The organism is Mesorhizobium sp. WSM4850, from assembly GCF_055811735.1.
The window spans coordinates 1-12,453 of record NZ_JBVVPV010000082.1 but is presented as its reverse complement, the minus strand read 5'-3'; the positions used below and the strand labels follow the sequence as shown (position 1 = coordinate 12,453).

Below are 12,453 nucleotides of genomic sequence, written 5' to 3'. Positions count from 1 at the left end.
TACCTCTGGTGAGCGCGCCGCCCGCCAGCTTCCCGTCGGAATAGCAATTGAACTCGAAGTGCTCGCAGGCTGTGATGGAGCTCACCTATCAGCAATCGAGGTGACAGAGCTCGCGATCGATCAGGGAGTGGTGAGATGTCGCAAATGTTCGCGGATGATGCCCTCTGGTTGCAGCCCAAAGAATTCGCGCAGGATTATCTGGCATCGCTGTGCATCGCATTGGCGCAGATCGATACGGATGCCGTGGAGGAGGCGATACAGATGCTGCGCGCCGTACGCGATGCAGGCGGCACAGTCTTCGTCGCCGGCAACGGCGGCAGCGCAGCGACCGCCTCCCACTGGGTCAATGACCTCGGTAAGGCCACGAAACGCTCGGGAAGGCGGCCAATCCGGGTCATGGGCCTGACAGACAACGTCTCCTGGATAACGGCGCTCGGCAATGACGAAGGCTACGAGCGCATCTTTGCCGGCCAGATGGAGAACTTCGCCAAGCCGGGTGACGTGCTCATAGTGATTTCAGCCAGCGGGAACTCGTTTAATCTCGTGCGGGCAGTCGAACTCGCTCGCGAAAGGAAGGTAGCCACCATCGGCATTGTCGGTTTTGACGGCGGCACGCTTAAAGGGCTCGTCGATCAGCCAGTATGGGTGCGGTCTGAAAAAGGCACCTACGAACTCGTCGAGGACGCCCACGCCGCGATCTGTCATGCCATCACGCGATACCTCGTCGCCGACCGACCGGAGCGCGGTCAATGAATATTGTCCTGCCGAGCTCTCCCCGCCTGCAAAAGGCAGATGTCGAGGGCCGCACCTACAGCCGGCCGCGCCAGGCGGTCATCCTGGCCGGCGGGCGTGGCACGCGCATGCGGCCGATCACACTCGACCGGCCGAAACCAATGGTGCCCGTGCTCGGCCGGCCTTTTTTGGAATACCAGATCGAACAGCTGCGGCAGGAGGGGTTCGAAAGGGTTCTTCTTCTACTCGGGTATTTGCCCCATGTGGTGATGGACCACTTCGGCGACGGCAGCAGGTTGGGCCTCAGTATCGAATATGCCGTCACCCGTCCCGACGACCTCACCAGCAGCCGGGTATCCAATGCCCGTCACCTCATAGATCCGTGCTTCCTGCTGCTGTATTGTGACAATTACTGGCCGATGCGCATGGAGCGGCTGTGGCAACGCTTCTGTGCGGCCGGCAAGCCTGGAATGATCACGGTCTACAGCAACAAGGACGGCTATTCACGCGGCAGCGTGATCCTTGATGCGGACGACAATGTGACCGTCTTCGACCGGCTCCGCACCACGCCCGGGCTGCAGGGAGTCGAGATCAGCTATGCCATACTGACCGATCTCGCCCTCGAACTCCTGCCCGACGAGGACGCCCTCTTCGAGGAGGCCATCTACACGCCGCTCGCGACGCAGCATCGCCTCGCCGGCTTCGTGAGCGAGCACCGCTATTACAGCGTGGGCTCGATCGAGCGTCTACCCGCGACGGAGCGCTTTATGAGGCGCGAAAAAACCCTGCTCGTAGATAGGGACGGCGTACTCAACCGCAGACCGCCACGGGCTCAATATGTGTGTTCATGGGACCAGTGGGAGTGGGTTCCGGGTGCAAAGCAGGCGTTGGCCCTTCTGAACGAGGCCGGCTACCGCGTAATCATCATCTCGAACCAGGCAGGGATAGCGCGCGGAGCGATGACCGCCGCTGATCTCGAGGCGCTTCACCAGCGTATGTGCGCCGAGTCCGAAGCCGTCGGCGGCAAAATCGCGGAGATCTACCACTGCCCACACGGGTGGGACGACGGCTGCGACTGCCGCAAGCCCAAACCCGGCATGCTGTATCAGGCACAGCGCGACTTTGATCTCGACCTCACACGCACACTCTTTGTCGGCGATGACGATCGTGACCGTCAAGCGGCCGAAGCCGCGGACTGCCTATATGCGCAAGTAAGCGAGCAATGCTCGCTTCTGGACCTCACCCGTCAACTCCTTTCGAAAGCGGAGCAGGGCAGACATGAATGAACCAACACGCGTTCTCGTCACCGGACACAATGGATATCTCGGTTCTGTCATGGTGCCCGTGTTGCAGACGGCGGGCTATGAGGTGGTCGGGCTGGACATGGGATATTTTCATGCGTGCACCCTGGGAGCCGACAATACCAGTGTGCCCGAGATCACAAAGGATCTGCGCGCCATCGAACCCCCGGATCTCCAGGGCTTTGACGCGGTGATCCATCTGGCGGCACTCTCGAACGACCCGATCGGAAATCTCAACGCGGATTGGACGAGGCAGATCAATGCGCAAGGGACAGTTCGTCTGGCCACGATGGCCAAGGCGGCCGGCATCCGGCGGTTCCTATTTTCCTCCTCCTGCATCATGTATGGCATGTCGAAAGCCGCCGTCGTCGACGAAACCGCCCCGCTGGCGCCGCAGACAGAGTACGCAAGATCGAAGGCTGCTGCCGAAGAAGCGCTGCGCGCGCTGGCGGACGACCGGTTCTCGCCCGTCTATTGCCGCAACGGCACCGTTTATGGTCTCTCGCCGCGAATGCGCTTCGACACCGTGCTGAACAATTTCATGGGCAGCGCCTTCACAACTGGACGTGTCGAAGTCCACAGCGATGGCACGCCATGGCGGCCCGTGGTTCATGTCCAGGATGTCGCGCGCTATTTCAAATTGATGCTGGAGGCGCCGCTACAGGACATTCACAATGAGGCGTTCAACATGGGTGTTGAAGGCCTCAATCTTCAGGTGCGCGAGATAGCGGAGATCGCCGTTGAGGCCGTCCCCGGCGCGCAGCTCACAATGACACCGAAGCCGGGCGCGGACCAAAGGACCTACAAGGCGGACTTCACCAAGTTCTCACGGACTTTCCCGGATTTCGAGTTTCAGTCGACGGCGCGAAAGGGAGCGCAGGAGCTTTACGAGGCGTTCCGCTCGATCGCACTTAGATTTGAAGACTTTGCCGACAAGCGGTTCACGCGGCTGCGCTGGCTCAATCATTTGCTCAACGCGGGGATGCTCGATGATCAGCTGCGTTGGCGAACCGCACAGCCGCGTGTTGCCTAATTTTCATTCCGATGGTGTTCGAGGGGCAAAATATGGAACAGCTAGACGATACCAAAGCCGTGGGGCGCAACTCAGGACTGGACCTTCCGACCATCACCAATCGCGCTGCACAGCGTCTACCGTCTCTCGTCCTGACGCGCACGCCTTTGCGCGTCAGTTTTGCTGGCGGCGGTACCGACCTGCCCGATTTCTACAATCGCGATTGCGGCGCGGTCTTCAGTGCGGCAGTGGACAAATACATCTATGTCACCGTCAAGCGTCACAGCGAGATCTTTAATGAACCCATCCGCTTGAACTATTCACAGACAGAGCAGGTAAACACCATAGAGGAGATCAAGAACAACATCGCTCGCGAATGCCTGCGTTTCCTGGAGATCGAACCGCCGATTTACATCTCGACGGTCGGAGACATGCCGGCCTCGACGGGCATGGGGGGGTCGAGCTCGTTCACGGTGGGACTGCTCAACGCCCTGCATGCATTCCGGGGAGAACGTGTCACCCCTGGCCAACTCGCCGAAGAGGCATGTCACATCGAGATGCACATCCTCAAGGAGCCGATTGGCAAGCAGGACCAGTATGCCGCCGCGTTCGGGGGCATGAACCTGTTCCGCTTCCAGCCTGGCGGCGCGGTAACGGTCGAGCCGCAGCGGGTGCGCAATGGCGCCGTCGAACATCTCTTCAGCAACCTGATGATGTTCTGGACATCGCATCAGCGACCGGCCAGTTCCGTGCTGGCGGAGCAGAAGGCGAACACGTCAAGCAATCTCGATACGCTCAGGCGGATGCGGGACGATGCCTTCATGCTTCAGGAGATCTTTTCGGAGCCCGTCATCGACATAGAACGCTTCGGTGCCGTTCTTCACGCAGGGTGGGAGATGAAGCGGAGTTTGGCATCCCGCGTGAGTAACGCGGCGATCAATGGCCACTACGACCTCGCCAGGGACGCAGGTGCGGAAGGCGGCAAGCTGTGCGGCGCCGGCGGCGGCGGATTCCTTATGTTCGCGGTCAAGCCGGAACGCCGGGAAAGCGTAAGACGCGCACTCTCACACCTAGCCTATGTGCCTATCGGCTATGAAGTCCACGGCTCGCGCCTCTTGCATCCGGCGCAAGTCTAATGCCGTCCCGCGATCGCACAAGCGGACCGCCGGCGCGAGCAACCCTCAGGAGAGCGTCGGAGATGCGACCCGGCGTGACACTCATTTGATCAATGGATCTACGATGCTTTTTACAAAGACCGGTATTCCCGGCGCCACCCTGGCGGAACTGCAGAAATTCGAAGACGAGCGGGGCTTTTTCGCGCGCGGCTGGTGTTCGCGGGAATTTGCCGAGCAGGGGCTTCCGGATCATGTCGTGCAGATGAACATTTCATACAACAGGCACAAGCATACACTGCGCGGCTTCCACTACCAGCTGGCTCCCCATGGCGAGGACAAGATGCTTCGCTGCATCCGGGGCAGCTTGTACGACGTGCTGATCGACCTGCGGCCCGAGTCGCCCACCTATAAGCAGCACCTCACTGTGGAACTTTCCGCGGCGAACCAACGGATGCTGGTGATACCGAAGGGCTGCGCGAATGCTTTTCTCACCATTGAGGACCAAACCGAGGCCACGTATCTCGTCTCCGAATTCTATGCACCGGCAGCCGAACGCGGTGTTCGTTGGAACGATTCTGCTTTCGCCGTGAAGTGGCCAGTGGATGAGCCGGCGGTGATCTCAGATAAGGACCGAACTTGGCCGGACTACGCCGACTGACCTTTCTCGGCGACGAACTTGCGGGAGCGCTACAGAGGAGACGCAAATGTTCATCGTCGACAGGGAGTTGGAGTTGCTCCAGGCTGAGGGGCGTCCAATTCGCGTGGGTATGGTGGGGGCCGGTTTCATGGCCCGAGGCATCGCGATGCAGATGCTGCGATATGTTCCGGGCATGGAACTCGTAGCCATTTCCAACAGACACGTGGAAAAGGCGCGAGAGGCCTATGCCGCTGCAGGCGCGGACGATGTGACGGAGGCGACCAGCACCAAAGCGCTTAAGGATCTCGTGGCCCGCGGCCGCCGCGCGATCACGGCGGACCCGATGCACATTTGCGAGGCCGAAGGCATCGACATCGTCGTCGAGGCGACAGGCGCGATCGAGTTCGCTGCCCACGTCACAATGCGCGCGATCGGGCACGGCAAGCATGTCGCCCTGATGAATGCCGAACTCGACGGCACGATCGGCCCAATCCTGAAAGTGTATGCCGACCAGGCAGGCGTGGTCCTCACCAATGTGGAGGGGGATCAGCCGGGCGTCATCATGAACCTCTACCGTTGGGTCAGGGGCCTGGGCATCCGTCCCGTGCTTTGCGGGAACATCAAGGGCCTGCACGATCCCTACCGAAATCCGACGACCCAGGAGGGATTTGCCAAGAAGTGGGGGATGAAGGCCCCGATGGTCACCTCCTTCGCGGACGGCACGAAGATCTCATTCGAGAACGCCATCGTCGCCAACGCCACAGGCATGCTGGTGGCCAAGCGCGGCATGTACGGGCCTGTGGTCGAGCCCGGGACCCCGATCCAGGAGGCGGTCGGCTGGTATCCGCTCAATCAGCTCCTCGAGGGGCCGGGGATAGTTGATTATTGTGTCGGCGCCATGCCCAACCCCGGCGTCTTCGTTCTTGGCACCACAGAGAATGCCGTTGAGAAACACTATCTGTCACTCTACAAGATGGGCCCCGGGCCGCTCTACTGTTTCTATTGGCCTTATCATCTGTGTCATTTCGAGGTGCCCTTCACAGTGGCGAGGGCCGCGATCTTCCGCGATGCTGCGATTGCGCCCCTGGGCGCGCCGACCGTTGACGTGGTGGCCGCCGCCAAGCGGGACCTTAGTGCCGGAGAGATCCTCGATGGCCTCGGACATTACATGACCTATGGCCTCTGCGAGAACGCGCGGACGGTGCACGCCGAGCGGCTTGTGCCGATCGGGCTCGCCGAGGGCTGCCGACTGCTGCGCGACGTCAAGCGCGACGAGGTGCTCGGCTATGACGACATCGATCTTCCGATAGGGCGGCTGTGCGACGCGCTGCGCCGGGCGCAGGATCTTGTCTTCTTCGGCAGCTCTGCCGCGTCACCGCAGCGCGAGGTTCTTACAACCGCTTAGTTAGCGGGATGTTCCGCAGACCGAGCCCGAGGAGGTTCGAGATGGCCGAACCGATGGCGCGAATGCTATCCGACTTCCATTACCTGAAGCATGCCGCCGCGCTTTGCCTCCTCTTTGTGGGTACGACTTTCCTGGCCCTTAACCCGGATTGGATCGACAGGCCCCTCGTAAAGGCCATTAACACCGTAGCGAGCAATCAGCCCTTCGCCAGCCGGCTCGCTTTCGGTGCCGTCTACCCAACAACCGAGGGCGCTATAGTTGTGTCCTTGCTTTGGTATTGCTGGTTCGCCCATGACAGGCCGGAATCGAGGGCAAGGCTGGTGAGCGGCGTCTGCGCAGCTGTCCTCGCGGCGCTCGTCGCGCATTTCCTGCAGGGCACTCTGCCGACGACGCCAAAGCCGATTTTTGACGCCGCACTTGGGCTTCATATCCCGGAGGTTCTGGGCGACGCTGCCGTCCTGCGCTCAGCGCCGTTCGCCGGCAGCCCCGGGTTCCCCAGTGAGCGAGCGGTTCTGTTCGCGGGTTTAGCGATCGCCATTCTTCTCGTTCGCTTCGAACTTGGACTCCTCGCCCTGGCCTGCACCTTGGTAATAGAGCTTGCGCGAGTCTACTTGGGGCTGCATTACCCGACCAATGCTCTGGGTAGCCTCGCCTTGGCCGCGACCCTGGCATGGCTAGCACAAACGCGCCCGAGCCTTGAACTCGGCGCCTTGTTTCTCCGGTGGGAGCGCGGCGCCGCACCAAGCTTCTATCTGTGCAGCTTTCTGGTCTCATACCTTGTTATTGCGTTTCAGGACTTGCGCGAACTTGCCAAAGGGCTTCTCCAGTAGGAACTGGTGTGAAGCCGGCCAGGAAACGTCATCTTGGCCAAGCAACAACAATCATGCTGAAGGGTTCGCAACAGCGGCGAATTACCTCAATGCAACAGGTCAAAAATCCGGCAGCTGGATAAGGCCCCTCCACGGTTTCTCCTGCGGGCACGAATTGTCATTTTTGCTGACGCGATAACAAGCCTTACGAGAACTTCGACAAGCCACCGTCGGTGGCGGGGATCGTCGGCAACAAGCGCCCCGACGCCACGCTTGCCAGGTGACCCGAGATACAGGCTGGACGCGAACGTTTCTCAGCCGGCATGGCCGCGCCGCACTGGTCAAACGACCCACATGTTCGGCATTGCCGACGGCAGCATGGGCGCAAGCGCTTGTGAACTGACGGCTCGCGGCGGGCGGCTACGTCCGACGAGGCTAGCCAAGCAGAAAGGGGACGCACGGGAAGTAGCTGTGACGGGCATTGAGCGGTGGGATTACCTCCGTTTGGTGGCGTGCCTCCCACAATGACACTCTGGTCGAACACAGCGCTTTCGCCTTTCATTTGAGGAGTGCGGGGGCGGACCGTAGCTCGACGGCGCCACCACAGCCCTCAACGATTGGATGGGACACGATGACAGATCGCATTGCGCTCATAACTGGTGTGACCGGTCAGGACGGTGCCTACCTTGCAAGACTGCTGCTGGAGAAAGGCTATACTGTCCACGGACTGAAACGCAGATCCTCCTCCTTCAATACCGAACGCATCGACGACATCTACGTCGATCCGCACGAACCGGACGCACGCTTCTTTCTCCACTACGCCGACCTGACCGATGCGACCAATCTCATTCGTATCATTCAGCAGACGTGCCCTACCGAAATCTACAATCTTGCGGCCCAAAGCCATGTCCAGGTAAGCTTCGAGACGCCGGAATATACCGGCAACGCCGATGCCCTTGGCACACTCAGGCTGCTTGAAGCCATACGCATCCTGAAGATGGAAGAGCGGGTGCGCTTTTATCAAGCGTCAACCTCCGAGCTGTTCGGCAAAGTCCAGGAGGTGCCCCAGACGGAGAAGACGCCGTTCTACCCGCGCTCTCCCTATGCGGCGGCCAAACTCTATGCCTATTGGATCACGATCACTTACCGTGAAGCGTACGGAATGTTCGCTTCCAATGGCATACTGTTTAATCATGAAGGTCCCACGCGCGGCGAGACGTTTGTGACCCGCAAGATCACACGTGCGGTTGCAGGTATCGAGCGGGGCTTTCAGTCCACCCTCTATCTTGGAAATCTGGACGCGAAACGCGACTGGGGGCATGCTCGCGACTATGTGGAGGGCATGTGGCGGATTCTTCTGCACGCCGAGCCTGACGACTTCGTCCTCGCCACGGGCGAAATCCATTCGGTGCGCGAGTTCGTGGAACGTGCCTTTCGGGCAGTCGGCCGCGTCATCGTCTGGGAAGGTAAGGGGGTGGACGAGATCGGCCGGGATGGCAAGACAGGAGAGATCCTCGTCCGAGTCGACCCACGCCATTTCCGTCCGACGGACGTCGATCTCCTGATGGGAAATCCGGCGAAAGCCCGCTCAAAGCTCGGCTGGTCGCCTAAGACGACGTTCAGCGACCTCGTGGCGGAAATGGTGGCCGCCGATCTGAAACGTCTGGAGCGAGAGAGCTGGCACATGGACAGTAGCGTCTAGAGTGGGCCACCGGTCATGGACTACACTTATCGGCTCGACGCAAAACGCGTATTCGTGGCTGGCCACCGCGGCATGGTCGGCTCGGCCGTGGCGCGGCGATTGGAGGAGGAAAACTGCGAGGTCCTAATGGCTCCGCGCGACGTTCTCGACCTTCGAAATCAGGACGCCGTGTATCGCTGGATGACAGAAACCAGGCCCCACGCCGTGGTCCTTGCAGCCGCAAAGGTCGGCGGGATTCTCGCCAACGATCGCTATCCGGCCGATTTCCTGCTCGACAACTTGCTGATCGAAACGAATGTCATCCACGCCGCGTTCCGGTGTGAGGTTGACAGACTGTTGTTCTTGGGCTCATCCTGCATCTACTCGAAGCTGGCGCAACAGCCGATACCGGAAGACGCGCTTCTCAGAGGCCCCTTGGAACCCACCAACGAGTGGTACGCTATCGCCAAGCTCGCCGGTCTCAAGCTGTGTCAGGCCTACCGCCGCCAGTACGGTGCCGATTATGTTTCGGCAATGCCCTGTAACCTATACGGTCCAGGCGACAACTTCGACCCGGAGAATAGCCACGTTGTCCCCGCAGTCATGCGCAGGACCCACGACGCGAAGATCGGGAGAGAACCGAGCCTGACGATCTGGGGGTCCGGCAGACCGAGACGCGAATTCCTCCACGTGGACGATGCCGCCGACGCCATTGTCCACATGCTCAAGACTTACTCTGCCGACGGCCACCTCAATGTCGGTTCGGGCCAGGATATCTCCATCCTGGACCTCGCAATGCTTATCGCCGACGTCATTGGCTTCACGGGAGAGATCCAGACGGACTCGGCAAAGCCAGACGGGACACCTTGCAAGCTGATGGACGTCAGCAAGCTGTTCGCAACCGGATGGCGACCAAAGTATACGCTTCGTGCAGGCCTGGAGCTGACATATGCCTGGTTCAAGTCGCACACCGATATTGGCGATCTGCGGCTGAAGGCCGTATAGGCGGTGAGGCGACGCCGGTCTACCGCACAAGACGTAGTGAAGCCGCCGATCACCGGAATCATGCATGGCTCACTGATCATCAGGAGATCGGAACAATCGCACGTGACCGCGGCGGCGGTTATGGCGAAGCGGCGGCGAAGGCGTTGCCGCACGCGATCCAGGTCGCAACAGAGTATCATTGTTGACCGGCACCACCAGCCGTTTGGCAATGCTCGTGGCCGGCCTGCCGCCGAGCGCCAGCCCCAAATGGTGAACGACACATTCCAGACACGAGGTCCGGCGGGATCTCTCCGCGACAACTCCGTCATCAAACCGTTCGGCAAATATCCGTCGTCGGCAGAGCGGTGGACTACAGACGAAGCGTCTTGCGACCAGTCGAAGCTCGATCTTCTTGCCACGGCAGGTCCGAAACCGTCCTGACATATTGGCTATGGACGCGGCTCGATGACTTTCCGCACAGCGGACAAACCCGCTCTTTGACTCCAGCGCGCGCTCAAATCACGATCACGTCCTCGCCCTCGGCGGTACTCTCGAAGATTGATCCGGCCGGGATCAGGGACGACAAACGCAAAATGTTCGTCATGGTGCTGATTCCCCTCAGAAAACAGGACCAGCCGTCATGCAAAATCATCGAATTTGAGTCAGACTCCCTATTCCACGCCGAAACACAGCAGAGTTAGCCAATCGGCTGGCCAGTCGCGCCCAGTCAGCGATCCGTTTCGGTCGTTTCGCGGCGAGCTGGCTGTGGCGCAGCCTGATCCAAAGCGGCCGTTCTTTGATGGATCGCGATCGTTAGCAGCTAGGAGCCGTAGATGGTGATCGGCTCGTTCTCGAGGGCCTGGATAAGAAGTTGGAAACAGCCCAGCCATTTTGCGAATGCAATGCCGGAGCCGCAGACGGTTCGAGGCGCTGCGTCGGCAAACCAAGATCTCCGTCTCTTCGTTGCGTTCGATCGCTTTCGTCCCGTTTGCCATCAAAGAAGTTCTCCTGCAGCGCAGCAATACTGGCCATTGAACGCTGGCGGCGAGGCTCACGATAAGGCAGAGCCTCGCCCGTCAACCCGTGCTCGACCATTTCGGGACGGGATGGCCACCAATGAAGGCCACGCGCCATGGCCATGGATACAAAATACAATTCCGACCCCTTCGCTCGTTCGTCACTGGCGGCTCGCCGCAGATCGGGCAACTGACCAGCGCGCAGGCGCCGATTCCGAATGAACCGATGGAAGTGACCATGAGCAATCAGGTCGCGAATTCGAACGCGACCGGATGGCATACGACTCTCGATAGCTCCACCCTTCGTCGATGCAGATGCAGCTCTATCAAAAGGCAAATAGCGGCGACACCGTCACGGGCCACCTCACTCCCCCGACGACTGGCACGACCGGGACCTACACTGGGTCTGGGACCGGGACTGTCCCTCTTCCGGCGACACCAGCGAAAGCACCTTGTACGGCACCAGCGGCGCCGATGTACTTAAGGCAACCGGTGCGCAAACGATGATCGGCTATGGAGCGCTTTGCCCAGCGCGTCAATCGGATCGTGCGCCATGAGAACGTATAACGAATAAGGAACATTTCCCTTGCTCGTCAAGACTGGCCGTGGGATCTTTCAAGCAATCTGAGTGAGACATTCCGATGAGCGAAGCTGATCCGGCTTCCCGGTGCAATGGAGCCTTTCACGCGCCCCGAACCGAACGTGATTCCAAAGCCCCCGGCGGGCGCGTGGCCAAGTGCGCGTGCTTATGGAAGATCGAATCTTGTCGGGATAGGTAATCCGGATCTCGCGTCCGCATCCCTCGCACCGATAACGGGAAACGCCCCGAAACCAGCTGCCGTTCTTGATGATGGTGAAGTTGCACTGCGGGCATAGGAAGGTCAGACCAACCAAGGAAAGCCTTTGAGAGAGACACATTGCAGGACTTCGCTTTGCGTGAGTTCTGTTGCGCTGAACGGCATCGTCTTCGCGCCAGCCCCACAGCCTCGGACGGCCTCAAACGTTCCTTGATTGGGCTTCGGTCCCTGAAAGGTGGGACCTAAGTCGGACCTTGCTATCGCAAAGGACAGGGCTGGGTGCAGCCCGGGAACCGCGACTGCCGGCCGATCGTTGCTCGCCATGTGCTCACAGGAGGAGAGACATGGAGAATAGTGTCCACCAAGCTCGTTGGCTACTCGCTCCGGTGTTCGCCCTATCGATCACATTCCTGGCGATAGGAAGCATCATTAGCTAGGGGCCCAACTTGAGATCTGCGCAGCAAAGTCCCTTCCTGCGCTGATATGCGACCACCCGCCATTCCTCGATTTGGCGGGTGGTCTGCAGAAAAGAACGCTGTCCCGCAAGGTAGGCATCATCGGAGGAATGAACTCAAGCCGGCCGGGTCCGGCACTCACTCGTTTGCGCACAGGTTCGAGTCTAGGCTCATCCGATTTGATGGCTAGGGGAATGGACCATGACCATTTTACTAAATTAGCAATGATGCATGAAATGGCATATAATTCGCCCCAGCCGGTGAAACTAAACGGCCCCCACGCCCTCCACTGGCTTGGCGCGGCGGCCCGATAGTCACCCCGAACTGCTATCGGGCCGTCCCCTTAGAAAAATCGCACGACGCTGCGATCTACCGGGAATGGGTCACCAACGTCGGGAGACGGGACGCCTACGCGCGTACGGCCCACATGTTATGCGAACTCATTGTGCGGTTGCGGTTTGCAGGACGCATTGAGGACCACGTCGCGGATTTACCGATCACCCAGGCAG

At 60.0% G+C, this 12,453-nt stretch carries 10 protein-coding genes and 1 pseudogene; 9 read left to right on the top strand and 2 right to left on the bottom strand.

Annotation, left to right across the window (positions count from 1 at the left end; genetic code table 11):
- Nucleotides 1–135: 135 nt before the first annotated feature.
- From AC0L2Z_RS33970 to fcl, 9 genes are all read left to right on the top strand, one after another.
- The gene (locus tag AC0L2Z_RS33970; protein ID WP_473630464.1) at nt 136–753 is read left to right on the top strand and encodes an SIS domain-containing protein; all 618 of its coding nucleotides are present in this window, start codon (nt 136–138) and stop codon (nt 751–753) included.
- Nucleotides 750–2,018: an HAD-IIIA family hydrolase gene (locus AC0L2Z_RS33965; RefSeq protein WP_473630463.1), complete on the top strand. Its 1,269-nt coding sequence runs from the start codon at nt 750–752 to the stop codon at nt 2,016–2,018. The genes AC0L2Z_RS33970 and AC0L2Z_RS33965 overlap by 4 nt, the downstream gene beginning before the upstream one ends.
- The gene (locus AC0L2Z_RS33960) at nt 2,011–3,066 is read left to right on the top strand and encodes an NAD-dependent epimerase/dehydratase family protein (protein WP_473630462.1); all 1,056 of its coding nucleotides are present in this window, start codon (nt 2,011–2,013) and stop codon (nt 3,064–3,066) included. The genes AC0L2Z_RS33965 and AC0L2Z_RS33960 overlap by 8 nt, the downstream gene beginning before the upstream one ends.
- A 32-nt stretch (nt 3,067–3,098) precedes the next feature.
- Nucleotides 3,099–4,181: a GHMP family kinase ATP-binding protein gene (locus AC0L2Z_RS33955; protein WP_473630461.1), complete on the top strand. Its 1,083-nt coding sequence runs from the start codon at nt 3,099–3,101 to the stop codon at nt 4,179–4,181.
- A gap of 103 nt (nt 4,182–4,284) precedes the next feature.
- Entirely contained in the window at nt 4,285–4,818 is a 534-nt protein-coding gene (gene rfbC, locus AC0L2Z_RS33950; RefSeq protein ID WP_473630460.1) for a dTDP-4-dehydrorhamnose 3,5-epimerase, read from the top strand.
- A gap of 46 nt (nt 4,819–4,864) precedes the next feature.
- Nucleotides 4,865–6,202: an NAD(P)H-dependent oxidoreductase gene (locus tag AC0L2Z_RS33945; protein WP_473630459.1), complete on the top strand. Its 1,338-nt coding sequence runs from the start codon at nt 4,865–4,867 to the stop codon at nt 6,200–6,202.
- Between the two features lie 41 nt (nt 6,203–6,243).
- The gene (locus AC0L2Z_RS33940; protein ID WP_473534397.1) at nt 6,244–7,032 is read left to right on the top strand and encodes a hypothetical protein; all 789 of its coding nucleotides are present in this window, start codon (nt 6,244–6,246) and stop codon (nt 7,030–7,032) included.
- 610 nt (nt 7,033–7,642) lie between these two features.
- The gene (gmd, locus tag AC0L2Z_RS33935) at nt 7,643–8,713 is read left to right on the top strand and encodes a GDP-mannose 4,6-dehydratase (RefSeq protein ID WP_473534396.1); all 1,071 of its coding nucleotides are present in this window, start codon (nt 7,643–7,645) and stop codon (nt 8,711–8,713) included.
- Nucleotides 8,714–8,728: 15 nt separating this feature from the next.
- Nucleotides 8,729–9,697 (top strand): GDP-L-fucose synthase, encoded by a 969-nt coding sequence (gene fcl / locus AC0L2Z_RS33930; RefSeq protein WP_473630458.1) that lies wholly within the window; start codon nt 8,729–8,731, stop codon nt 9,695–9,697.
- Between the two features lie 349 nt (nt 9,698–10,046).
- Here fcl and AC0L2Z_RS33925 read toward each other — a convergent pair.
- Together AC0L2Z_RS33925 and AC0L2Z_RS33920 are read right to left on the bottom strand one after the other, a co-directional pair.
- Nucleotides 10,047–10,160: pseudogene (locus AC0L2Z_RS33925) on the bottom strand (hypothetical protein); the annotation flags it as partial.
- A 1,147-nt stretch (nt 10,161–11,307) separates the two neighbouring features.
- Nucleotides 11,308–11,610, bottom strand: coding sequence for a transposase-like zinc-binding domain-containing protein (locus tag AC0L2Z_RS33920; protein WP_473630457.1), 303 nt, complete (start codon nt 11,608–11,610; stop codon nt 11,308–11,310).
- Between the last annotated feature and the right edge of the window lie 843 nt (nt 11,611–12,453).